Source organism: Fodinicurvata sp. EGI_FJ10296 (assembly GCF_040712075.1).
Classification (GTDB): domain Bacteria; phylum Pseudomonadota; class Alphaproteobacteria; order DSM-16000; family Inquilinaceae; genus JBFCVL01.
The window spans coordinates 178,283-201,717 of record NZ_JBFCVL010000002.1 but is presented as its reverse complement, the minus strand read 5'-3'; the positions used below and the strand labels follow the sequence as shown (position 1 = coordinate 201,717).

Here is a 23,435-nt window from a genome sequence, read left to right as displayed (position 1 = left end):
GTGGATTATCGGGATGGATGGCACGAAAAAAAGGGGACACCCGATGGTATCCCCTTTTTGCACGAACTTTTCTGCGTCCGGTTCAGGCAGAAGGCTGCTCGGCGCCTTCGTCGGTCTGTGGTTCCCCCGGGGCGGCCATCGCTTCGTTTTCGACGTCCTCTTCGAGATCGGCGCGGGTCAGCGCGCGGCCGCGACTGGTTTGCTGATCAGCTTCATCCTGGGAACGGGCGACGTTGACGGTAATGTCGGCGTAGACCTCAGGGTGCAACTGCAGCTGAACGGGGAAGATGCCCAGTGTCTTGATCGGTCGGTCAATCACGACCTGATTGCGCCCGACCTTCAGATCGTCGTCGCCCAACTGGTCCGCGATATCCCGGGCTGAAACCGAGCCGTAAAGCTGTCCGCTCTCGCCGGCCTGGCGGATGATGACGATCGCCTTGCCTTGCGCCCGTTCCTTGACCGCCTCGGCTTCCTGTTTTTGCTTCAGGTTGACAGCCTCTAGCTTGACTTTCTGGGTCTCGAAGTAAGCCAGATTGTCCTTGGTCGCACGAAGCGCCTTTTCCTGCGGCAAAAGAAAATTGCGGGCGAAGCCTGGGCGAACTTTGACGACATCGCCCATCTGACCCAGTTTTTCGATCCGCTGTAAAAGGATCACGTCCATGATCAGTCCTCCTCATCGGGCCGGCTGCGCATCGATCTTTCGCGCATCCGGGCCCATTGCTCAATAATCCCAAGTCCGGCGACGACGAGCGCGAGCCATCCGGACATCAGAACCAGCACATAAAACAGCGTCAGGATCAGCACCCTGGCCGGTTTCCCGATCGTCACCACATGAACGACCGAAACGCCGACCAGAAAGAAAACCAGGACCAGCAGGACGACGGCATTGCGCGATACAAGAGCGGTGACCGATCCCTCGATCAACGATCCGCTTGCGAACGCCACCGCGACCAGAACGACGAAGGCGCCGGATACCCAGGCTGGCGGCGCCACGGTCATGGCCCCGAAGTCAGGCCTGAGCGTCTGACCGAAACGCCTGAGCATCCCGTTGGCGATCCCGATATTGACGATCGACCAAAGCACCCAGTAGATGCCGAGAGCCGCAGGCAGCGATACTGCCATCGATTGCGCGATCATCTCGATCTCGTCCTGCGACATGCCGAGATCCATGGCCAGCATCACACCCTGCAGTGGCTCCCGCATGGTCGCCAGCATCAGTCCGGTCAACCCGCCATCATAGCCGGCGAACGCGAATCCGGCGATCGTTATGATCGTGACCGCGTAGCCGACCATCAGCGTCAGCAACTGGCCGCTGCTGAGTCTCCGGAAGCTGCCGTCACCGGCAGGCTGAAGGGGTGTCAGCGCCGCCCAGCTCAAGACAACGACGGGTATCGCCACCGTCAACAGGAACATCGGCAACACCGGAAGCCACAGGATGCCAACTGTCACAGCGCCGACGGCCGCCCCGCGAAGGGCGAATGCCGGTCCTGACGACAGGCCCACCATATAGAGTGGTACGGCGGCGACCCAGGAGAGGAAGAGCGCGACAGGCCCTCCGACGACCGCAGCAAGAATGCAAAGAGCGCTTGCCACGCCACCGGCAACGGCTTGCGGCGTCTTACCGGTAATCATTCGGGGACCCCGCTATCGTGCCGAAATCGATTCTGATCCTTGGCTGTATTGACTGGTCCTATCTGATGACGAACGGCAACAGGGCAAGCTGCCGGGACCGCTTGATGGCCCGGGCCAGTTCGCGCTGCTTTTTCGCCGAAACGGCAGTGATCCGGCTCGGCACGATCTTGCCGCGCTCGGAAACGAATCGGCTCAGGAGCTTGACGTCCTTGTAGTCGATCGCCGGGGCGTTTGCGCCGGAGAAGGGGCATGTCTTCCGACGGCGGAAGAATGGACGGCGGGTTTGTGCTGCACTCATCGTTCGCCTCCTTGATTCGCAGCCGGGCTGCGTTCACGGTCACCACGTTCGCGGTCCGGACGCGGACCCCGGTCTTCCCGCGGCCCCCGATCTTCACGTGGCCCCCGGTCGCCGCCGGGACGGTCGCTACGGCCGCCACGTTCGGTGCGCTGCTGCGCCATGACGGACGGTCCTTCCTCCAACTCCTCGACCTTGATCGTAAGGTGGCGAAGAACTTCCTCGGTCAGACCCATCTGGCGTTCCATCTCATGAACGGCCGGGGCCGGAGAATCGATGTTGAGGTGAACGTAATGGCCTTTGCGGTTCTTCTTGATGCGGTAGGCGAGTGTCTTCAGGCCCCACATTTCCCGCTTAGTTACCTTGCCGTCGCCGTCTTCTATGGCTTTGGCAAAAGTGTCCGTCATCGATTCGACCTGAGTGGACGGAACGTCCTGGCGAACGATGTACGTGCATTCGTAAAGTGGCATAAGAGTATATACTCCCTCTGGCTGATACCGATGCGCCGCCCACTCCCAAGTCTGCCGCCGTATAGACGGTGCCAGACTCCAAGCATGGCAAAACGCACCTAGCCGACCGCACCAATGCGGCCGGCAAGGAGTTCCGGTGAGGCGCGCACTATAGCGACGGTGAACAACTCTTCAAGGGGTTTCGTCGCCGTTGTGTGCCGCCCAGGTGGCTTGACACCGCCGCCTCAGCCGCTATGAGTGGCCGCAATTTTCGCGGCGGCGTTTTCGCGCAGGCTGACGGTCCTGGCGGTTGACGGCATCTGTGACACGGTTGGGACATTAACGATGAAGCGAGCGTTCGTATTCCCCGGGCAAGGCAGCCAGACTGTCGGTATGGGCAAGGCGCTGGCGGCGGCTGACCCCGTGGCGCGCGCGATCTTCGAGGAGGTCGACGACGCCCTGGGCGAGAAGCTGTCTAGCCTGATGTTCGACGGTGATCCGGAAACGCTGAACCTGACGCGCAATGCGCAGCCGGCGCTGATGGCCGTGTCGGTGGCGGCAACGCGGGTCCTGCTGGAAAAGCTTCAGCGCCCGGCGCATCAGGCGGCATCTTTCGTTGCCGGACACAGTCTCGGCGAATACTCAGCCTTCGTGGCGGCCGGATGTCTGAGCGTAGGCGATGCGGCGCGCCTGCTGAGGCTCAGGGGCGACGCGATGCAGCGGGCGGTTCCGGTGGGCGAAGGAGCGATGGCCGCTGTTCTGGGTCTTGATATGGAGGCCGTCGAAGCGATTGCCGCCGAGGCCGGGAAAGCTGGGGCCGGGCACGCTGAGGCGGGGCAGGCGGACGACCTCGTATGTCAGGTTGCCAACGACAATGCGCCGGGGCAGATCGTCGTCAGCGGCCACAAGGGGGCAATCGAGCGCGCCATCGACCTGGCGGCGGCGCGCGGCGCCAAACGCTCGATGCTGCTGCCGGTCAGTGCGCCGTTCCATTGCAGTCTGATGGCGCCGGCCGCCCGCGTGATGGCCGACGCTCTGGCACAGATCGATCTCGGGGCGCCACTCGTGCCGGTTGTCCCGAACATGACGGCTACGGCCGTGACCGACCCTCCCGAACTTCGCCGGCTTCTGGTAGAGCAGATTACTGGTCGGGTGAGGTGGCGCGAGAGCGTCATTCATATGCGCAGTGCCGGGGTCGATCAGTTTGTCGAACTCGGGGCCGGAAAAGTGCTGTCCGGTCTGAGCCGACGTATTGACAAAGGGGCGTCCGCTCTTTCTCTTGGCACGCTTGAGGATATCGAAGCCTTCGTCGCGACGACGGTATAGAGTACGGTTTTGGTTTGTGGTCTCGGATCATGTCGCGGACATGGTGATGCGCCTGAACCCGATGATCTTGGGCGACAGAAAGAGCCACGGCGGAAGGAACGTCAGACATGGATGATCTCACCGGCAAGGTTGCTCTTGTTACCGGCGCATCCGGCGGCATCGGTAGCGCCATTGCCCGATTGCTGCACAGTCGCGGCGCATCCGTCGCACTCGCCGGAACGCGCGAAGACCGGCTGGCGGCAGTCGCAGCGGATCTCGGGAACGAGCGGACGGCGCCCGCGATCGGCGATCTCTCGACAGCCGACGGTGCAACAGCAGTCGCCAAAGCGGCCGAGGAAGCATTCGGCCCGATCGATATTCTGGTCAACAATGCCGGACGCACGCGGGACAATCTTGCGATGCGCCTGAAGGACGACGATTTTCTCGACATTCTCAACGTCAATCTGATGAGCGCGTTCAGGCTGTCGCGTCATGTGATGCGGTCGATGATGAAGCGCCGCTGGGGGCGCATCGTCAACATCTCCTCGGTCGTCGCATTTCATGGCAATCCGGGTCAGGCAAATTATTCGGCGTCGAAGGCCGGTCTGGTCGGTATGAGCCGCTCACTTGCAGCGGAGTTGGCTGTCCGCGGGATCACCGTGAACTGTGTCGCGCCGGGCTTCATAAAGAGCGACATGACCGATTCCCTTACCGACGAGCAGCGTGAGAAGATCCTCGGAACCATTCCGGCGGGACGATTGGGCGAGCCGGACGAAGTTGCCGAGGCCGTTGCCTTTCTGTGCCGGAGTGGGGCCGGATATATGACCGGTCAGACCTTGCATGTGAACGGTGGCATGATAATGCCCTGAGGACGAGCCTGAAAGGCGGAGTTGTACTGGTCAGTCGGAATCAGGTGTGTTACACGACCTTCCGAAATCGCCGACCGGAACAGCTCGTTTTGTTTCCTGTCGGACGAGTAGTACATAGGCATGACGACCATTTGAAAGGTTCCAGAAGATGAGTGATGTCGCTGAGCGCGTTAAGAAGATTGTTGTCGAACACCTCGGTGTTGAGGAAGGGAAGGTCGTCGAGACCGCCAGCTTTATTGACGATCTGGGGGCTGACAGCCTCGACACCGTCGAGCTGGTGATGGCATTCGAAGAGGAATTCAGCGTCGAAATCCCTGACGATGCGGCCGAAAAAATCCTGACCGTTCAGGATGCGATCGACTTCATCAAGCAGAACTCGGCCAGCTGACCGCAGAGGGCTGCCCGGGCTCCGGAATCGGGGTCGAATGGGGGCATTGGTACGGAACTCAGCCGGCCATCCGTCCGTCCATTTCGGGCAGACCGTAATTCAGGAATGAGGGCAGTAACCGATATGCGGCGCGTCGTGGTAACCGGCCTCGGGATGGTGTCGCCACTCGGAAACGGTGTGGCATCCACCTGGGAAAACCTGCTGCAATGCAGATCGGGAATTTCTCGGATCGATACGTTCGAGACGTCCGATCTGCCGAGCAAGATTGCAGGCAACATCAAGTGGGGTGACGGAACCGGCGGTACCTTCTGTCCCGATCCGGTTGTGGAACCCAAGGACCAGCGGAAGAACGATCGCTTCATCATCTATGGCATGGTTGCTGCCGATGAAGCGGTTCGGTCCTCGGGCTGGCAACCGGAGGGCGACGAGGCACGCAATCGCACCGGTGTGATGATCGGTTCGGGAATCGGCGGGCTTCAGACCATCGCCGACGGGGCGATTACCTTGAAGGAAAAAGGGCCGAGGCGAATTTCGCCCTTCTTCATCCCGTCAGCCCTGATCAATCTCGTTTCGGGGCAGGTCTCGATACGATATGGCTTCCGAGGACCGAATCATGCGGTCGTAACCGCCTGTTCCACCGGCGCCCACGCGATCGGCGATGCGGCAAGACTGATCATGTTGGATGACGCGGATGTGATGATCGCCGGCGGTGCCGAGGCAGCGATCACGCGTCTTGGAATAGCCGGCTTTTCTGCCGCCCGCGCCTTGTCCACGAAGTACAACGACACGCCGGAAGTTGCGTCACGGCCTTATGACGTCGGCCGCGACGGGTTCGTCATGGGCGAAGGAGCCGGCGTTCTCGTCCTGGAAGAACTCGAACACGCCCAAAAGCGTGGCGCGACGATCTACGGCGAAGTCATCGGCTATGGCATGTCCGGGGATGCCTATCATATCACCGCTCCGGCCGAAGACGGCAACGGCGGGTATCGATCGATGTCGGCGGCGCTGAAGCGGGCCGGAATCGCACCGGAGCAGGTCGACTATATCAATGCGCATGGAACATCGACGCCGCTTGGCGACGAAATCGAGTTGGGCGCCGTAAGGCGATTGTTTGCTGGTCACGAAGACAAGATCTGCATGTCTTCAACCAAATCGGCCATCGGCCACCTGCTGGGTGCGGCCGGGGCGGTAGAGGCGATCTTCAGTCTCTTGGCCATACGCGACGGTGTCGTGCCGCCAACTCTGAATCTCAACTCGCCTTCCGAAGCTTGCCAGGGCGTGGATCTGGTGCCGAATGCCGTCAAGGAGAAGCCGGTCAAGGTGGCGCTGTCGAACAGCTTTGGCTTCGGCGGCACCAATGCCAGCCTCGTTTTTCGCGGTCTGTGATCCATTCTCGATAATCCGGTATTCGCCATGGGGGGCTTCGCAGCCGATGGAAGGGCGGTCGGGATAACACCGATGCCGGCTGCATCTCCGTCGGCAGCACCTCGATCGGATCCAATGGCAGCAGCATGACGAACTTCCTCAAAGGTATGGCGGGTCTGTTTGCCGGCCTGACGCTGCTTGTCCTTGTCGCGGCCGGCGGGGCAGGTTTCGTCCTGTGGCAGGCATGGCAGCCGGCGCCGGTCGAGGACGAGGTCGTCGTTGTCGTGCCGCGCGGCATCGGTGTCGGTGCCATTGGCGAAATCCTGGCGGCGGAAGATCTCGTACCGTCCCGCTGGCACTTGATGGTATGGAGCCTTCTGCTGCCGGACGATCGCTCGCTGAAAGCTGGCGAGTATGCTTTTCCGCCCGGCGCCACCGGCGGAGAGATCATCGGGATTCTTCGCGCGGGCCGAACGATCCAGCACACACTCACGATCCCCGAAGGACGGACCAGTTTCGAAATCGTCGAGTTGTTGCGCGCCGACGACCGGCTGACGGGAGAGATCGAGGCGATACCCCCTGAGGGTGCCCTGCTGCCGGAGACTTACGCCTTTACACGCGGAGACGGCCGGCAATCGCTGGTCGACCGGATGGAATCGGAGATGTCGGCGGCAGTCGAGCGCCTGTGGACCCAACGGGACGAGAGCATACCGCTGGAGACGCCGCAGGACGCCGTTATCCTTGCCTCCATCATCGAAAAGGAGACGGGCGTGGCGGGCGAGCGCGACCTCGTTTCTTCCGTGTTCATCAATCGCCTCCGGCAAGATATGCCGCTGCAATCGGATCCGACGGTCATCTACGCGCTGACCGAAGGGCGCGAAGCGCTCGGGCGCACACTTTTCCGCAGCGATTGGGACGTAGACCATCCCTACAACACCTATCGCAACGACGGATTGCCTCCAGGTCCGATCGCCAACCCGGGCGTGGAAAGTCTGCGCGCCGCCATGAATCCGGCCGAGAGCAATTATCTCTATTTCGTCGCCGATGGAACCGGCGGTCATGCCTTTGCGCAAACGCTGGCCGAGCACAATCGAAATGTCGCGGCATGGCGGCGTGTTCGCGACAGGTCCGACCCGCCAGATTCCCCTGATCTTGAAGACGGCTGACGCTTGGCGCTTCAGGCTTCGTCCATTGGTGGTTTCGAGGGCGCCCGACTGAGCAGCAGGTCGACGATCGGCCAGGGGAGAATCTGCCCGGCCCGCGCGGCCACGGCCATGGCAAGGGGAAAAGCGATCCGGCCCCGGCCTTTGGCGAGTTTGCGCCGGATAATTTCGGCGGCCTCATCGGCGGTCATCTTGAATGGCATCCGATAGGGGTTGCGCGCCGTCATCGCCGATTCGACGAAACCGGGCAGGATGACCGAAACCGACACCCCCGATCCCTTCAAAGCCACGCGCAGACTGTCGCCATAGCTGAGCACCGCCGCCTTCGATGCGCAATAGGCCGGCGCACCGGGAAATCCACGCAATCCCGCCAGTGATCCCATCAGCGCTACCTGGCCGCGGCTTCGGGCGCGCATTCGGGGCAAGAGTGGCAGAACCGTATTGAGCATGCCGGTTACATTGACGGCGAAGATCCGGTCGATCTGTTCACGAGATTCCGATCCGCCTTCGCCGCCGCCTGAAATTCCGGCATTGGCGATGGCAAGATCGATTGGCGTGTCGTGATCCACCCGTTCCAGCCAATCCGTCACAAAGTTGGTGTCGGTGACGTCGATAGTGGCGCTGTGAACGTCGGCGCCGGCGTCGCGAACCTTGTCGGCGACCGCGTCGAGACGTGCCTGATCCCGTCCGATGAGAATCAGGCGGCGCCCGGGTCGAGCATATGAACGCGCCAATGCCGCACCGATGCCGCTTGACGCCCCGGTGATCAGCACGGTTGCGGGATCCTTGAGAAAGTCTCTGGTCGGGGCGGTCAGCATGTTCGGGGTCTCCGTCTCGTGGCGTCTCCCGCCTTGTTGCAGGGCGGTTCCGGGCGTATAAGGGGCGCCAATACTGGCGCCCGTAACCGGAATGTTTCATTGACCACACCCACAACGCCGCCGTCCACCGGTGCGTCTGCCGGAACCGTTGCAACCCCGATCGTCGTGAGCATGACGGGGTTTGCGCGTGTCGAGGGCGGAAACGATCGGCTGGCATGGATCTGGGAGGCCCGGAGTGTAAACGGGCGCGGCCTGGATATCCGCACCCGGTACCCGCAGGGGCTGGACGCCATGGACGGCATTGTCCGGTCAGCCGCCACCCCGCGGTTTCGACGGGGGACGATCACCGTTTCGCTGACGCTGCGCCGTCCCGAAGGGGCAACAGGATACGCCGTCAACGAGGCGTTGCTTGACCAATTGGTCAAGTCAGTCCTGAAGCGGACACCGTATGACACTGTCTCGGTCGAGTCGCTTCTTTCCGTTCGCGGGGTTGTGGAACAGGCCGATCCGTCTGCGGCTGAGATGACGGGAGACGATCAGGCGGAAATCGAAGCCGATCTCGGCCGAATGCTGGAAACGCTGGCCGCTTCCCGGGCCGGTGAGGGCGGGAGGCTCGGTCCGGTCCTTGGCGGACAGGTCAGCGACCTTCGGGCCCAGACCCGCGAAGCCGCGACCACAGCCGATATGCAACCCGCCCATATTCAGGAAAAGCTCAACCGGGCACTCGCAGATCTTCTGGGGCCGGCACCCGGGCGCGACAACGCCCCCACGGACGGATCAGGCGAAGGGCAAGGCGAGGGTGCTGCGGCGCCCGGTGTCAACCCGGAACGGCTGGCGCAGGAAGTGGCATTGCTCGCTTCCAAGGCGGATGTCCGCGAAGAACTGGATCGCCTCAATGCCCATCTGGATCAGGCGGAGGAGCTTCTGGCGTCCGGTCAGCCGGTTGGCCGTCAACTGGATTTCCTGTGTCAGGAATTGAACAGGGAAGCCAATACCCTCTGCTCCAAAGCCTCAACGGTTGCGCTGACCCGGATCGGTATGGCGATGAAGGCGGGCATCGAGCAATTCCGCGAACAGGTGCAAAACGTCGAATGACAGAACGAAACCACGATAACGATCCCCTGGGCAGCGCTTCCGGCCCTGTGCGCCGCCGCGGCCTGATGCTCGTGCTGTCGTCGCCGTCCGGGGCCGGCAAAACGACGATTTCCCGCGCATTGCTGGATCGCGACGATAACCTTTCGATGTCTGTCTCGGTGACGACACGCATCATGCGGCCGGGCGAGCGCGAGGGCATTGACTACAGCTTCATCAGCCGCGAACGATTCGACGCGATGGTGCGCGACCACGATCTCCTTGAATATGCGGAGGTGTTCGGTAACGCCTATGGCACGCCCAAGGCCGAGGTCGACAGCCTGCTTGCCGGCGGCCGCGACGTTTTGTTTGATATCGATTGGCAGGGGACGCAGCAACTCGCGGAATCCGCCCGTGACGATCTGGTCAGCGTGTTCGTGCTGCCGCCATCTCATGACGAGTTGGAGCGCCGGCTGCGGGCGCGGGGGCAGGACACCGACGACGTCATTGCCACACGCATGGAAAAAGCGGCCGACGAAATGAGCCACTATTTCGACTATGACTATGTCATCGTCAACGAGGACCTGAATGCCAGTATTGCCGCCGTCGAATCCGTGTTGCAGGCCGAGCGGCTGCGCCGGACGCGGCAGATCGGGCTGAGCGGCTTCGTCAAATCCCTCCAGGGGCGCGATCAGGGCCGGATCTGAGGGGCCGCGGCCTGGTCCTGTCCGTTCCCGCGCAAATCCGACAGTGCATGGGCGAGGCGCACGAACGCGTCGATGTCGAGTTGCTCGGCTCTCAGGGTCGGCTCGATTTCTGCGGCCCGCAAAAGCTGATCCGCCGCCCCGAGCGATTTCAGGCTCGCCCTCAACATTTTTCGGCGCTGCCCGAATGCCGCCGCCGTCACAGCCTCAAGGGTCGGCAGATGGACTGCCTGCCGGTCAGCGCGCGGGGTAAGCCGAACGACCGTGCTGCGGACTTTCGGCGGCGGGGTGAAAGCGCCCGGCGGCAGTTCCATGACGCGCCGTACCGTGGCCGCCCACTGGGTGATGACCGAGAGCCGTCCATACGCGCCGCTGCCCGGCGGGGCGAGCAGCCGATCCGCCACTTCTGCCTGAAACATCAGCGTCAAGCTGTCGAAGTCATCGATCGACCGCAGCCAGCCGATAAGCAGCGGTGTGGCGATATTATAGGGCAGGTTGGCGACAATGGCCCGCGGAGCCGGGACGAGGCTGACGAAGTCGGTTGCAAGGGCGTCGGCTTCGATCACCGAAAGCCGTCCGTCAGCGGCCTCGATCAGAGACTCCAGAGCGGCAATGCAACGCCGGTCTTTCTCCACGGCAACGATCCGGGCTGCCGGTGATTCGACCAGTGCGCGGGTCAGTCCCCCGGGGCCGGGCCCGATTTCCGCCACTGACATGCCGGGCTCGATTCCGGCCCGGGCCACGATCCGGCGGGTCAGGTTCAGATCCAGAAGAAAATTCTGTCCGAAGGCTTTACTTGCGCGCAAGCCGGCCGATCGTATCACCTCGCGCAGCGGCGGAAGGCCGTCCAGTGTCATCGGGGCAAGTCCGCCCGCCGACCCGCCATATCCGCGGCGAGTTTCAGCGCCTCGATAAAGCTTTCCGCGCTGGCCGATCCCTTGCCGGCGATATCGAGCGCCGTCCCGTGATCGGGAGACGTTCGCACGATCGGCAGGCCGAGCGTGACATTGACGCCACGGTCGAAGTCGATCGTCTTGATCGGGATCAAGGCCTGATCGTGATACATACAGACCGCCGCATCGTACCGGGCACGGGCGGCGGGGTGGAACATTGTATCGGCGGAAAGCGGCCCCCGGAACACGACCCGGCGCGCCATCTCGGCCCCCAGGATGCCAATCAGCCGTTCGGACGCCGCCGCGATGCCGGGTGCGATCACCGTCGTCTCTTCATCGCCGAACCGGCCGCCTTCTCCGGCATGCGGGTTGAGCCCTGCGACCGCGATGCGCGGTGCGGCAATGCCGAAATCTTGGATCAGGGCAATGGCGGTCGTTGCCAATGTCTCGCCAATCAGGTCCGCGTTCAGGGTCTCGGCAACCGTTGCCAGGGATTGGTGAATGGTGACCGGGACGACCCGCAAATCGGCGCAAGCCAGCATCATGACCGGCTTCGCTGTGCCCCCGCAAAGAGCCGCCAGATATTCGGTATGACCGGGATGGGAAAATCCGGCCCGGTAGAGCGTTTCCTTCTGAATCGGCTGAGTGACCACCGCACCGGCGCTGCCGTCGAGACAGAAGGAAACAGCCCGATCGATACTGGCGATAACGGCGGCGGCTGACGCCGGCGACGGGTGCCCCGGATCGGCCGTGATGCTGGTGCCGACGGGCAGGACGGGCAGGGCATCGGGGAAATGACGCTCTGCGTCCGCAGGCGCCGCGATTTCCCTGATCGGCACATCCAGACCCAATCCATCGGCAATAGCGGACAGGCGCCGAGGATCGTCGATCGCGAAGAATGGGGCAAGGCCTGACGAATCCGCGCGACGCCACGCGGCGAGCGTAAGCTCACCGCCGATGCCCGCCGGCTCCCCCATGGTTACCGCTGTCGGTTTCCGCCCTGTCATTCCCGGATTTCGACATAGGCCGCGTTGCGCAGGTCGCGCATGTACCGGCGCTGCATCATGTCGAGACGCTCTCGCGTCAGGCTCGCCCGGACCTGCTCTCGCGATGGTGCCGTTGTCGTCGGGCGCTCCCGGTCGCAGACCATATAGATGATGACGCCGCCGTCGATGCGATATGGAGCCGTCGGCTGGCCGATCGGAAGATCCGCGATCAGCGACCTGACACTTTGTGGCAGCAGGCCGAGGCGCCCACTTCCGGCATCGGTGGTTTCCCCGATACCCAACTCGTCCGCACGTTGCTGCAACGAACCACAGCCGCGGACGTTCCGGCTGACGTCGTGGGCGATCTGCAGCACGGCGTTGGAGTGGTCCTGCGGTGCGTTCGGCGGCACCGCCAGCGCGAAGCGCCGAAGATCGACGATGGTGTCGTTCTCCGACGGCATCAGGGACTGACGCGTGTCGCGCACCCGCATGATGTGATAGCCGGATGTCGATCGGATCGGGCTGGTCGTCGTGCCGGCCGTTGCACCCTGCAGGGCCGCCGCGATGTCATCGTCCAGTTGCGCAACGGGGACCCACCCGATGTCGCCACCTTCGGTGGCGCCGGCCCCCTGGCTGAACTGCCGGGCGATGTCGGCAAAGGAGGCACCGGAGCGGATCTCGGATACAAGGCGATCCGCAAGTTGACGCATTTCGGCCTCTCCGGCGGATCCGTCGACGGAAAGGTAGATCTCGGAAAGCAGATATTCCGTCTCGCCGCGTGTCGCCTCGATTTGTGCGATCATGTCGTCCACATCGGATTCGCTGATCGCGACCTGCGAGCCGTATCGACTCTGGACGAGGCGTGCCCAGGCTATCTGTGCTTCCAACTGGTCGCGCAATGTCGATACCGGCACCCCGTTGTTGCCCATCATGCCGAGAAAGGCCTCCCGGCTCATGCCGTTACGCTGGGCGATGTCGGCGAGGGCCTCGTCGATCTGGGCATCGGTTACCTCAATGTTGAAGCGGTCGGCTTCCTGGCGCTGCAGCTCCTCGTCGATAAGCGTCCTCATCACCTGCGAGCGCAGTCGCTCGCGGTTCTCGGCCGTGTTGGCGAGACCGGATGCCACCAGGGCGAGCCTGACCCGGCCATCGACCTCGGACGATGTAATGGCGCCGTCATCGACCACGGCTGCAATTCGCTCGACCGACTGCGCCTCGGCAGAAAAGGGAGACACAAGAATAATCGCCGCAAACACTGCTGCGATCAGTGAGGTGAAGGTCGTCAAGCTTCGTCGATACAACATCATGGTTCGCCGTCTTTCGCCTTGGGTCGATACAGTCGGTACATATGTACGGGCGCCGCATCGCGGTTTGAAGCGTCGGTTCCGGGATGGTGCCGGTGGCTGGTGCCCAGTGGCCGGCCGCCGGGATCGATTGTCAGCCGTCCTCGATATAAAGCAGCGTCGCCGCGCCCAAAAGCAGTGTCGAGAACGCAGGCGCCCAGGCCGCCAGAAGAATCGGCAGGTTTTCAGCCGCGCCCAGCGCCCTGACGATATCACTGAAAACGAATACAAGGAAACCTGTCACGATGCCGGCAACGCTCATGGCCAGGGCGCCGCCACGGCGGGTTTGCCGAAGCGAAAATACGGCCGCGAACAGGACCATCGCGGAGAACAGCACCGGCTGTGACAGCAGCGACTGAAACCGCAGCCGATGGGACCGAGCCGAAAAGCCGGCACTTTCCATTGTTTCGATGAAGTCCGGCAGCGTCCAGAACGATATCGTGCGTGCCGACGCAAAGCTGTTCTCGATCCATCCTGCCGTCAGGGTCGTTGGAACAGTCAACGTCTCGTGCACCGTCGGACGGCCGGCGCCTTCCAGTACATAGGCATTTTGCAGGCGCCATTCGTTGTCGCCCAGATCCGCCGACATGGCGTCGATTCTCGTCTCGAAGGCCTCGCTGTCGTTATAAAGGAAGAAGGTGACATCATTCAGGGAAATGCCAGGCCCGTCGAGTACACGGGCGAAAATGACCGACGTGCCGTCGTCGTCGCGTTGGCGCAGCCATAATCCGCCGCCGGAGATGTCCAGCACCGTCTCCCGCCCGGAGAACCACTGTGCCTCTTCCTCTTCGTACATCGCCAGCATGGTCGCCGACAGCGGATTGAGAACGGCAATCATCGCTGCGCCGAGCAGGGCGGCCGCGGCAATGACGGGCAACGTGAACTGCCAGACGGAAAGGCCGGCTGACCGGATGACGACCAGTTCGGAACTGCGATTCATTCGCCAGAAAGTGAACATCGCACCGAACATGACGGCGAATGGAAATACGAGTTCGACCACTTCCGGCATCTTCAGAACGGAAAGCCGCAGCGCCACGCCCATGGTGATGTCGGGCCGGTCGGCGCCCCGCCTGAGCATTTCCACATATTCGAACATCAGAATGATGCCCAGAAGGATGGCCATGATGGCGGCAAACCAGGTGAGGAACTGCCGGACGATGTATTTGAACAGCACGCGATTTGGCATCATTGCGGTGCCCCGGCAATTGGCTGCTCGATTTTCGAGCGCGGCATCGGCGGCGGCGGTTTCGGACGTCTGTGCAGCAGGTGCATGCCGACTCCGAAGCCGGCCACCGGCAAGAGATAAAGTACCGGAAAGAGCATGAGGTTGTTTTGCAGAACGTTGTCGAGGCCGAGTGACATCGCCTGGACCAGGACGACGGCCAAAACCGCGAGGGATACGCGGCCCGGCATGCCGCGCCGGTTGATTTCCCCCTGCAGCATGATCCCCAGCGCCAGAGCGACGAACGCAAACGCGAGCAGGGGCGTCGCCAGACGCTGGTGGGCTTCGGCGATCAGGCGGCCTTCTGCGCGGACGTCGCGTTCGTTTTCCATGTCAGGAAACAGCAGGTCGGGCAGGAAACGTTCGCGCGGCGATCGCCAGTCGCTTGTCTGGAAGTCGCCGGCCATATCGGAGAAGTCGACCGCGTACTGGTCGAAGTGCAGGATTTCGGTCTCGTGGTTGCGGGTGTCGTGCTCCTGGTGCTGGCCGTCGAACAGGACGACTTCGCGCGTTTCACCCCGTTCGACCAGCGCCCCCTGCCGTGCCAGGATGGTTACCGGCCGTTGGCCGTCGCTCGTATCGTGAATCAGGATATTGCTCAGATTTCCCAGCCGGTCCCGCTCCTGGAAGTAAACCGTCATGGTGCCGTCGAGGTCGTTGAACTGCCCCTCCCGCAGCAGGGTTGCGGCATATTCGTTGGCGACCATGGCACGAAGCGATTCGAATTGCTGTGTCGCCAGGGGCACGACATAGAGATTGAGGGCATAGCTGAGGATCGCGATGCAACCGGCCATCATGATGGCGGGCTTGGCGATCTGCATCGGGCTCATGCCGGCGGCCCGCATGACGATCAGTTCGCTGTCGGAAACAAGCCGGTTATAGGTGAAGATGGTGGCGCCGATCATCCCGAGCGGCGCCACCGCAGCCACGAGATGAGGCATCGACAGCGCGACGAGCTGGAAAAACAACCCGATCGGCGCGGCGCCGTCGACGATGACCTCAAGGAGCCGCAACGACTGGCTCAACCACACGGCACCGGCCAGCACCCCGACCGACAGAACGGTGGCGACGAAAAGGTGACGAAATATGTAGAGGCTGATACGGTCCATCTACCTGCCGTGCCCAATACCCAGAAGTTGGCCGTCCGCGTTTCCCGACCGGCATTGCTCGCTGCTATTCGTTGTCCGTGTCGGTATGATGGCGAAAGCCGTGCTTGGCAAGTCCGGGGGTCAGGCGGCGGACCGTTTCGCGGGTAGGACATTCGCGTTCCGGATGTGCCCGACCCCAAATTCGATCGCAGACAAAGAGGAACCGATGAAGGTAGCATTTGCGGATCCGATCGCCTTCGACAGCAAAGAAATCGCCAGGGATGGGGTGGTCGTGGTGGTCGGCGTTATGGCCGAAGGTGTGCTGACTCCCGCCGCAAAGGCGCTGGATGATGCGGTCGGCGGCGCCGTATCGGCGGCGCTGAACGGCGTAGCCCGATTCTCCGGCAAGGCCGAGGAAACGCTATGGCTGCCATTTGCCGGTGACGGCGGGCCACGTGCGGTCCTTCTCGCCGGTCTGGGAAGCGGCAAGGATATCGACGCCGGCCGGTGCCAGAAGATCGGCGCCGCCATCCGTGCCGCACTCGGGTCAAGCAAGGCGACCGACGCGACAATCGCCTTCGATCTTCCCGATGCGGGCGAACAGGACGCCCCGGACACGCCCGGTCTCGCTGCCAATCTTGGCTTCGGCCTCTATCTGCGATCCTATCGGTTCGACAAATACAAGGCCGCACCGAAGGACGACGAAAAACCGACACTGGGAGCGGTAACGATAGCCGTCGACCGGAAAAGCGCTGCCAAGAAGGCTTATGGTGCGCTGCAAAAGGTTGCCGAGGGTGTCAATCTGACGCGCGATCTGGTCTCCGAACCGGCAAACGAGCTTTATCCCGAAGTGTTCGCCCAGCGTTGCCAGGAACTGGAGAAGAGCGGGCTGACCGTCGAAGTCATCGAAGAGAAAAAGCTTCGCAAGCTTGGCATGGGCGCCTTGCTGGCCGTCAACGAGGGGTCGCAACGCGAAGCCAGGGTCGTCGTGATGTCCTGGAACGGCGGCAAGGCCAAGGAGGCGCCGATTGCCTTCGTCGGCAAGGGCGTGACCTTCGACACCGGCGGCATCAGCATCAAGCCCGCCGCCGGTATGGAGGACATGAAGTGGGATATGGGCGGCGCCGGTGTCGTTACCGGTTTGATGAAGGCGCTGGCAGGTCGAAAGGCCAGGGTCAATGCCGTCGGCATCATCGGGCTGGTCGAGAACATGCCGTCGGGTTCGGCGATGCGGCCGGGCGACATTGTCCGATCGATGTCCGGGAAGACGATCGAGGTTCTCAATACCGATGCCGAAGGACGACTGGTACTCGCCGACATTCTTCACTATGCGCAGGACCGATTCAAGCCGGCGGCCATGGTCAATCTCGCGACACTGACAGGCGCCATAATCGTCGCCCTTGGCGAGGATCAGGCGGGCCTGTTCTCCAACAACGACGATCTGCGCGACAAGCTGCTGGCGGCATCCAAAGCGGTGGATGAGCCGTTGTGGGCCATGCCGCTGGGCGAGGGTTTCGATCGCCAGCTCGACAGCGATGCCGCCGATGTGAAGAATATCGGCCAGGGTCGTTTCGGTGGCGCCAGCGTTGCCGGACAATTCCTGAAGCGCTTCGTCGCCGACGATGTGGCCTGGGCTCATATCGATATCGCCGGCGTTACCTGGTCGAAAAAAGACCGGGCGACCAACCCGCGCGGCGCAACGGGCTTTGGCGTTCGGCTGCTGGACCGGCTCGTCGCCGACCACTACGAAAATCAGTAAGAACACGAACCACTGACCCCGGGGGACCTGCGTGTACCCCGGGGCGGTTGAGGGCCAACGGGCGTAATAGTGGAAATCCGCTTCTATCACCTGATGCGCACGGGCCCTGACCGGGCTCTGCCTAGCTTGCTGACGAAATGTCTGCAACGCTCGCTCCGGGCGGTCGTCGTTGCCGGGTCCGAGGAGCGGGCGGAAGCCTATGCCGAGATGCTCTGGACGTTCGACGACCGAAGCTTTCTGCCGCATGGGACCCGCCGGGACGGTGAAGCCGAGCGACAGCCGATCTGGATTACCGACCGGATCGAAAATCCGAACGAGGCCAGCGTTCTGTTCCTGACCGACGATGTCGGACCGCCGGACGGTGAGCCGACGGTCAGCCTGGAGGGGCTCACGCTGGTCTGCGATCTGTTCAACGGCGACGACGCCGAAAGTCTTGCGCTGGCGCGGGAGCGCTACCGCCTTGCGCTTTCGACCACGCACACCCTGAGCTACTGGCAGCAGGACGAGCAGGGGCGGTGGTCGGAGCGCCACCGGCGCGAAGGCGCCTCAACAAGCAGCCGCGAAGGCGCCTCAACAAGCAGCCGCGAGGGCGCCTGAAAGATCTATTGCGCCTCCAGCGTCTCCTGAAGGCTGAGCCAGCGTTCTTCTTCACTCTTCAGTGCGGTGTTCGTGTCATGCAGCTTTTTCTGGAGTTCGGTCGCGCTCTCGGCACGCGTCTGATAAAGCGTCGGATCGGCCAGCGCGGCCTCCAGCTTGGCGCATTCCGACTGAAGGCCGGTAATCCGCGCCTCGACAGACTTCAGTTCCTTTCGGATTGGCGCCTTTGCCTTGCGACGCTCTGCGGCGTCGCGCCGCTGGGATCGGCGTGCGGCAGCGTCGTCTTCACCCGATGGTGTCGATCCGGCGCCTGGCCTGGCTGTTGCGCCCTCGGGCGTCGCGTCGGTCGCGTCGCCATTACCGGAAAGCGAGGTCGCCTTGATCGAAGCGGCCTCGGTCCGCCGGGCGTCGGCGAGATACTTGCGATAATCATCCATGTCGCCGTCGAACGGACGGCAACCACCGCGCTCGACGAGCCAAAGCCGTTCGGCGGCAAGATCGACCAGAAACGGATCGTGGGATACGAGGATTACGGCGCCCGGGAACGCGTTCAGGGCATCGAGTAGCGCGCGCCGGCTGTCGATATCGAGATGGTTCGTCGGCTCATCGAGCAGCAGAATATGCGGCGCTTCCCAGGCGATGCGGCACAGCAGCAGGCGGGCTTTCTCGCCGCCGGACAGCGCGGCCGTTTTGGTCTCGGCCTTGTCGCGGCCAAAAGCGAACCGCCCTAGATGGTTGCGCAGGCGCTGGTCGGTCGCCCCGGGGGCAAAGTGCCGCATGTTCTCCAGCGGCGTGAGAGCCGGATCGACCTCGTCAAGCTGGTGCTGCGCGAAATAGCCGACCTTGAGATGACGCGATTTCTGAATCTCGCCATCCATGGGATCGAGGCGGCCGCCGAACAGTTTCGTCAGGGTCGACTTGCCGTTACCATTGGCACCGAGCAGTGCGATCCGGTCGTCCATATCGATCCTGAGCGAGAGATTCTTCAGGACCGGCTTGCCGTCATAGCCGACGGTGACCTTGTCGAGCGTGATGATCGGCGAGGCCAGCGGCTCCGGCGCCGGGAAATCGAAGTGAATCGGTGTGTCGTCTACCGGGACCTGGACGTCGGGCAGCTTTTCCAGCGCTTTCAGGCGGCTCTGCGCCTGTCGCGCCTTGTTCGCCTGCGCGCGGAATCGATCGACGAACGCCTGCATGTGGGCCCGTTGTCGCTCGACCTTCTTGGCCTGAGCCGACTGCAGTTCGCGCTGGAGCCGTCGGGTCTCCTCGAATTTGTCATAGTTCCCGGCATAGCCGGTCAGTTTGCGGCCCTCCAGATGAATGATGCCGGAAACGGCGCGGTTCAGCAGCGACCTGTCGTGACTGATGATGAGAATCGTGCCCGGATACGATTTGAGGAACGATTCCAGCCAGATCGTCGCGTCGAGATCCAGATGGTTGGTCGGTTCGTCCAGCAGCAGCAGGTCGGGCTGCCGGAACAGCAGCGAGGCCAATGCGATCCGCATTCGCAGTCCGCCGGAAAAGCTGCCGCAGGGTTGCCCCTGCGCCGATTCGTCGAAGCCCAGGCCGGCCAGGATCGAAGCGGCCCGTGCCGGTGCGGCATAGGCCTGAATATCGGCCAGGCGGGTGTGGACCTCGGCGATGCGCATGGGGTCTGTTGCCGTATCGGCTTCGGCCAGCAGCGCGGCGCGCTCGCGGTCGGAATCGAGGACCGCCTGCAGCGGCGTCGTGTCGCCGTCCGGCGCCTCCTGCGCGATGGTGCCGACCGACCACCGTGACGGAAGCGAGATTTCGCCACTGTCCGGGGCCAGTTCACCGGTGATCATACGGAACAGCGTCGTCTTGCCGGTGCCGTTGCGACCGATGAGACCGACATGATGGCCGGGGTCAATCGTCGCGCTGGCGCCATCGAGAAGCAGCCGGCCTTCGATACGATAGGTGATGGAATCGAGTTTCAACATAAACGACTGTCCGTACCAGGATCTGGGTATGTTACCGACGCGGTTGCCCGCCGGTGCGGGTGCGGTTATAAGGCCGCGGGTCCAGGTGTCTCAACACCCAACGTCTTACGAGAACATTTAACGCAATTTACAGCAGGTGCCGAAATGGCCGTCGAACGTACTCTTTCAATCATCAAGCCCGACGCAACGCGCCGGAACCTCACTGGCACCATCAACGCCCGATTCGAGGGCGCCGGGCTGCGCATCGTCGCACAGAAGCGTATCCAGCTGACCCGCCAGCAGGCCGAGCGGTTCTATGCCGTACATGCCGAGCGGGCCTTCTTCGGCGAGCTGTGCGCGTTCATGGTCTCCGGGCCGATCGTCGTCCAGGTTCTCGAAGGCGAGAACGCCGTCGCGAAGAACCGGGAAATCATGGGTGCGACCAACCCGGCCAATGCCGACGCCGGAACGATTCGCAAAGACTTCGCCGAAAGCATCGAGGCCAATTCGGTCCATGGCTCCGATGGTGCCGACACGGCCGCCGAGGAAATCTCGTTCTTCTTCGCCGGCACTGAAATCGTCGGTTAACCGGACCAATTGTAACCCGACGATTCGGATCATGTGACTCGAGAGGCCGGGAGGGCGATTTCCCGGCTTTTCGTTTTTACAGTCATTATCAGTTTTTACAGTCATTATCATGTGAATTGAACGCGTGCGCCGCAGCCACGTTCGATCCAGACAAAGGCCGCTTGGCCGAACGCAGCGGCAAGGTCGCAAGCATGCCTGAGTGAGCAGCCGAGAATGCACAGACCGGGTTCCGGGGGCCACCGCCCGCTTACGTCAATCCCGGCGGCGTGAAGAAACCGGTGGCCGCTTTTCCGCACCCTGAGGATCAGACGGTGATGCGCGGCGGCGTTGAAGGTTGCCGCGCGATGGCGGCTGTATGGGTTGTCGGCGGTGACGATTGCCGCGGAATCGGCGCCGATGGGAAACAATTTTGAAGCGCGAGGGTCATCCGCGGTCCAATGGCCGGGTCGAATGCGGCGTGGACCGGCATAGGGACGCTTGGCGGCGTCTATTTGAACGAGGATCGACCCGCCCGGCGCGTCAATTCGGTACACCGCCGTTTCGTACAGTTTCTTGAGCCCGATACGGGTGTAAGCCGTCAATCTTCGTGATGCATTGATGCTGCACATGATCGGAAAACATCTGTCGGCGAATGTATCCGTCCGGCGATCAGGCCAGGAACAGGGCCAGACCGATCAGGATAAGGCAGACACCGACGATGGAATAGGTACTGAACCTGATGAAGCCGCTCCACATCTGGCGGCGAGATTCCATCAAGTCATCGTGTTCGGACGTACGATGATTGTCGGCTGCCATGTCATTCATCCCAAGAGCGTTTTCGCGTTAGAGGGTACTTAAATTTCGTCATCGGCTTTGACAAGGGAAATCGATCCGGCAGGTCCGTCCGGCACCTGATGAGTGCCATCGGGCGGGAACGATCATGCATCCCGCGTCGGGTCGCCTGCAGTCGTCCCGGCGAAGGTCGGCGCCATTATCATGCAGGTTGGCGGAGTCCCGTTGGCGTTGCCGTGTTCCGGCGGGTCGCCGGGAACGGCAATGATCTTGCCCGCAGAAAGCTGCAGTTTTCCTGAAGCATACAATGACAAAGCATGCGGGTAGCAGGAATGTTCAGCCGCCAGCACCCGCTGCGCCAGACGATCGGGGGTATCGTCGAGGAGCACCGGTACCGCTGCCTGCACCAGGATCGGGCCGGAATCCATATCCGCCGTTACCAGATGGACGGTGCAGCCCGTCAAGCGGACACCGGCATCGATCACCCGACGATGCACATTGAGGCCCTTGAACGCCGGTAGCAGCGACGGATGGATGTTCAGCAGGCGCCCTTCCCAGCGTTCGGTGAACGCCGCCGACAAGAGCTTCATGAAGCCTGCCAGACACACCAGTTCGATATCTCTGGCCTTCAGCGCCGCGTCCAGTTGCGCTTCGAATTCAGAAGGGCTGCCGAATGCCTTGTGATCGATTGTCAGAGTTTCGATTCCGGCGCGGCGTGCGTAGTCCAGGCCGGCGGCGCCGGGGCGGTTGGAGATCACAGCCGTCACGGCGGCGGGAAAGGCATCCTGCCTTGCCGAATCGACCAACGCGCCCATGTTGCTGCCGCGTCCGGAAATGAGTACCGCGACTCTGGGGCGGGTCCCGTTGCCGTCGTACCCGGTGTTCGGTTCGTGCACGTGATTATCCTGCCCAGTGGCCTGCCCAGAGACTGTCGACATTGCGCAGCAGCGTTCTGGAACCGGAACCTTCATCCGCTACGACAGTCCCGATACGACAGACGCTTTCGCCGGCGGTCGTCAGTCGGTCGATCGCCGCATCGGCGTCGCCCGGATCCACCACCACTGTCATCCCGATCCCGCAGTTGAAAGTCCGCGCGAGATCGCGGGCGGAAAGGGCGCCATTCTCCTTCAGCCAGCGAAATACCGGGGGCAGCGTCCAGGAGGCCCCATCCAGGTCGGCCGCCAATCCAGCAGGCAGTGAGCGGGGTATGTTTTCGATCAGTCCGCCGCCGGTGATATGGGCGAGGGCCTTGACTGGCGAACCGCCTGTCGCAGGCCCGGTCGAGCGGATAAGATCCAGCAGTGGCCGGACATAGATCCGGGTCGGAGTCAGAAGAATGTCACCCAGCGACGCCGACGGATCGAACGGCGCCGGACCGTCATAGGTCACCAATGCCGTATCGACGATTTTTCTGATCAGCGAGAAGCCGTTCGAATGGACGCCGCTTGAGGCCAGGCCAAGGATGACATCGCCGGCCTTGACGCCGCTGCCGTCGACGAGCGTGCCGCGTTCGGCCGCGCCAACGGCGAAACCGGCAAGGTCATAGTCGCCAGCACTGTACATTCCCGGCATTTCCGCCGTCTCGCCGCCAATCAGGGCGCATCCCGCCTGTCGGCAGCCTTCGGCGATACCCTCGACGACGGTCTTTCCCATGGCCGGGTCCAGACGCCCCGTTGCCAGATAGTCAAGGAAGAACAGCGGTTCGGCGCCCTGTACCACAAGATCGTTTACGCACATCGCGACCAGGTCGACGCCGACCGATTGATGGCGTTCGGTATAAATCGCGACCTTGAGCTTTGTGCCGACCCCGTCGGTTGCGGAAACCAGAATCGGATCGCGGAATCCGGCGGCGCGGAGATCGAACAATGCGCCAAAGCCGCCGAGACCGCCCATGGTGCCGGACCGTTGCGTCGATCCGGCCGCCGGCTTTATACCCTCGACAAGGGCGTTACCCGCATCCACATCGACGCCCGAGTTCTTGTACGCGTCATCACTGCCGGGCCCGGTGAAGCCGGGTCCGCCAGTGCCGGGGGTGCCCGTTTCGGATGGTGTAGTGATGGCGGCCTCGCTAGAGTAGACTGTCCGTATCGAAGCATCGTATCGATGCATCGGCTTGCGGTCGTGGCTGATCAATCTTCGGATGTCACGACCGGATGTGCCGCAGCTTAGCGGAAACAGAAGGCATTGCA

At 62.6% G+C, this 23,435-nt stretch carries 25 protein-coding genes; 10 read left to right on the top strand and 15 right to left on the bottom strand.

The window, feature by feature from the left end; genetic code table 11:
- Window positions 1-82: 82 nt before the first annotated feature.
- From rplI to rpsF, 4 genes are read right to left on the bottom strand one after another with little or no spacing between them, the layout of a single operon-like run.
- Window positions 83-661: a 50S ribosomal protein L9 gene (rplI, locus tag ABZ728_RS04395; RefSeq protein WP_366654597.1), complete on the bottom strand. Its 579-nt coding sequence runs from the start codon at window positions 659-661 to the stop codon at window positions 83-85.
- Window positions 662-663: 2 nt separating this feature from the next.
- Complete coding sequence (locus ABZ728_RS04390) at window positions 664-1,632, bottom strand: DUF2232 domain-containing protein (RefSeq protein ID WP_366654596.1); 969 nt, start codon at window positions 1,630-1,632, stop codon at window positions 664-666.
- 58 nt (window positions 1,633-1,690) lie between these two features.
- Complete coding sequence (gene rpsR, locus ABZ728_RS04385; protein WP_366654595.1) at window positions 1,691-1,930, bottom strand: 30S ribosomal protein S18; 240 nt, start codon at window positions 1,928-1,930, stop codon at window positions 1,691-1,693.
- A complete protein-coding gene (rpsF, locus tag ABZ728_RS04380; protein ID WP_366654594.1) occupies window positions 1,927-2,397 on the bottom strand; it encodes a 30S ribosomal protein S6 in 471 nt (156 codons plus the stop codon). The genes rpsR and rpsF overlap by 4 nt, the downstream gene beginning before the upstream one ends.
- Window positions 2,398-2,721: 324 nt before the next feature.
- Here rpsF and fabD point away from each other — a divergent pair, with 324 nt between their 5' ends.
- From fabD to mltG, 5 genes are all read left to right on the top strand, one after another.
- A complete protein-coding gene (gene fabD / locus ABZ728_RS04375) occupies window positions 2,722-3,702 on the top strand; it encodes an ACP S-malonyltransferase (protein WP_366654592.1) in 981 nt (326 codons plus the stop codon).
- A 107-nt stretch (window positions 3,703-3,809) separates the two neighbouring features.
- Window positions 3,810-4,550, top strand: a complete 741-nt coding sequence (fabG, locus tag ABZ728_RS04370; protein WP_366654590.1) for a 3-oxoacyl-[acyl-carrier-protein] reductase — start codon at window positions 3,810-3,812, stop codon at window positions 4,548-4,550.
- Window positions 4,551-4,698: 148 nt separating this feature from the next.
- Window positions 4,699-4,938, top strand: a complete 240-nt coding sequence (locus ABZ728_RS04365; RefSeq protein WP_366654589.1) for an acyl carrier protein — start codon at window positions 4,699-4,701, stop codon at window positions 4,936-4,938.
- A gap of 123 nt (window positions 4,939-5,061) precedes the next feature.
- Window positions 5,062-6,324, top strand: a complete 1,263-nt coding sequence (gene fabF, locus ABZ728_RS04360) for a beta-ketoacyl-ACP synthase II (RefSeq protein ID WP_366655085.1) — start codon at window positions 5,062-5,064, stop codon at window positions 6,322-6,324.
- A 125-nt stretch (window positions 6,325-6,449) separates the two neighbouring features.
- The gene (gene mltG, locus ABZ728_RS04355) at window positions 6,450-7,469 is read left to right on the top strand and encodes an endolytic transglycosylase MltG (protein WP_366654587.1); all 1,020 of its coding nucleotides are present in this window, start codon (window positions 6,450-6,452) and stop codon (window positions 7,467-7,469) included.
- An 11-nt stretch (window positions 7,470-7,480) separates the two neighbouring features.
- On the opposite strand, the gene ABZ728_RS04350 is transcribed toward mltG, so the two are convergent.
- A complete protein-coding gene (locus ABZ728_RS04350) occupies window positions 7,481-8,284 on the bottom strand; it encodes an SDR family NAD(P)-dependent oxidoreductase (RefSeq protein WP_366654586.1) in 804 nt (267 codons plus the stop codon).
- 99 nt (window positions 8,285-8,383) lie between these two features.
- Here ABZ728_RS04350 and ABZ728_RS04345 point away from each other — a divergent pair, with 99 nt between their 5' ends.
- Together ABZ728_RS04345 and gmk are read left to right on the top strand one after the other, a co-directional pair.
- A complete protein-coding gene (locus ABZ728_RS04345; RefSeq protein WP_366654584.1) occupies window positions 8,384-9,379 on the top strand; it encodes a DUF1732 domain-containing protein in 996 nt (331 codons plus the stop codon).
- Window positions 9,376-10,062 (top strand): guanylate kinase, encoded by a 687-nt coding sequence (gene gmk / locus ABZ728_RS04340; RefSeq protein WP_366654583.1) that lies wholly within the window; start codon window positions 9,376-9,378, stop codon window positions 10,060-10,062. The genes ABZ728_RS04345 and gmk overlap by 4 nt, the downstream gene beginning before the upstream one ends.
- On the opposite strand, the gene rsmA is transcribed toward gmk, so the two are convergent.
- The 5 genes from rsmA to lptF all read right to left on the bottom strand — a co-directional run bounded on the left by rsmA (window position 10,047) and on the right by lptF (window position 15,612).
- Entirely contained in the window at window positions 10,047-10,916 is an 870-nt protein-coding gene (rsmA, locus tag ABZ728_RS04335; protein ID WP_366654582.1) for a 16S rRNA (adenine(1518)-N(6)/adenine(1519)-N(6))-dimethyltransferase RsmA, read from the bottom strand. The genes gmk and rsmA overlap by 16 nt on opposite strands.
- A complete protein-coding gene (pdxA, locus tag ABZ728_RS04330) occupies window positions 10,913-11,959 on the bottom strand; it encodes a 4-hydroxythreonine-4-phosphate dehydrogenase PdxA (RefSeq protein WP_366654580.1) in 1,047 nt (348 codons plus the stop codon). The genes rsmA and pdxA overlap by 4 nt, the downstream gene beginning before the upstream one ends.
- Window positions 11,956-13,245: a peptidylprolyl isomerase gene (locus tag ABZ728_RS04325; RefSeq protein WP_366654579.1), complete on the bottom strand. Its 1,290-nt coding sequence runs from the start codon at window positions 13,243-13,245 to the stop codon at window positions 11,956-11,958. Before ABZ728_RS04325 ends, pdxA begins: the two co-directional genes overlap by 4 nt.
- A gap of 130 nt (window positions 13,246-13,375) precedes the next feature.
- Window positions 13,376-14,470 (bottom strand): LPS export ABC transporter permease LptG, encoded by a 1,095-nt coding sequence (gene lptG / locus ABZ728_RS04320; protein ID WP_366654578.1) that lies wholly within the window; start codon window positions 14,468-14,470, stop codon window positions 13,376-13,378.
- Window positions 14,467-15,612: an LPS export ABC transporter permease LptF gene (gene lptF / locus ABZ728_RS04315; protein WP_366654577.1), complete on the bottom strand. Its 1,146-nt coding sequence runs from the start codon at window positions 15,610-15,612 to the stop codon at window positions 14,467-14,469. The genes lptG and lptF overlap by 4 nt, the downstream gene beginning before the upstream one ends.
- A 205-nt stretch (window positions 15,613-15,817) precedes the next feature.
- On the opposite strand from lptF, the gene ABZ728_RS04310 reads away from it, so the two are divergent.
- The gene (locus tag ABZ728_RS04310) at window positions 15,818-17,350 is read left to right on the top strand and encodes a leucyl aminopeptidase (RefSeq protein WP_366654576.1); all 1,533 of its coding nucleotides are present in this window, start codon (window positions 15,818-15,820) and stop codon (window positions 17,348-17,350) included.
- Between the two features lie 69 nt (window positions 17,351-17,419).
- The gene (locus ABZ728_RS04305; protein ID WP_366654575.1) at window positions 17,420-17,947 is read left to right on the top strand and encodes a DNA polymerase III subunit chi; all 528 of its coding nucleotides are present in this window, start codon (window positions 17,420-17,422) and stop codon (window positions 17,945-17,947) included.
- A gap of 5 nt (window positions 17,948-17,952) precedes the next feature.
- Here ABZ728_RS04305 and ABZ728_RS04300 read toward each other — a convergent pair whose 3' ends face one another.
- Entirely contained in the window at window positions 17,953-19,908 is a 1,956-nt protein-coding gene (locus ABZ728_RS04300) for an ABC-F family ATP-binding cassette domain-containing protein (protein WP_366654573.1), read from the bottom strand.
- A 144-nt stretch (window positions 19,909-20,052) separates the two neighbouring features.
- Between ABZ728_RS04300 and ndk the strand changes: the two genes are divergently transcribed.
- On the top strand, window positions 20,053-20,475 hold the full coding sequence (gene ndk / locus ABZ728_RS04295) for a nucleoside-diphosphate kinase (protein ID WP_366654571.1): 423 nt from the start codon (window positions 20,053-20,055) through the stop codon (window positions 20,473-20,475).
- A gap of 107 nt (window positions 20,476-20,582) precedes the next feature.
- On the opposite strand, the gene ABZ728_RS04290 is transcribed toward ndk, so the two are convergent.
- The 4 genes from ABZ728_RS04290 to purM all read right to left on the bottom strand — a co-directional run bounded on the left by ABZ728_RS04290 (window position 20,583) and on the right by purM (window position 23,379).
- Window positions 20,583-21,083, bottom strand: a complete 501-nt coding sequence (locus tag ABZ728_RS04290; protein ID WP_366654570.1) for a DUF3293 domain-containing protein — start codon at window positions 21,081-21,083, stop codon at window positions 20,583-20,585.
- A gap of 40 nt (window positions 21,084-21,123) precedes the next feature.
- Window positions 21,124-21,270 (bottom strand): hypothetical protein, encoded by a 147-nt coding sequence (locus ABZ728_RS04285; protein WP_366654569.1) that lies wholly within the window; start codon window positions 21,268-21,270, stop codon window positions 21,124-21,126.
- 122 nt (window positions 21,271-21,392) lie between these two features.
- A complete protein-coding gene (purN, locus tag ABZ728_RS04280) occupies window positions 21,393-22,142 on the bottom strand; it encodes a phosphoribosylglycinamide formyltransferase (protein WP_366654568.1) in 750 nt (249 codons plus the stop codon).
- 4 nt (window positions 22,143-22,146) lie between these two features.
- The gene (purM, locus tag ABZ728_RS04275; protein ID WP_366654567.1) at window positions 22,147-23,379 is read right to left on the bottom strand and encodes a phosphoribosylformylglycinamidine cyclo-ligase; all 1,233 of its coding nucleotides are present in this window, start codon (window positions 23,377-23,379) and stop codon (window positions 22,147-22,149) included.
- Window positions 23,380-23,435 lie beyond the last annotated feature (56 nt).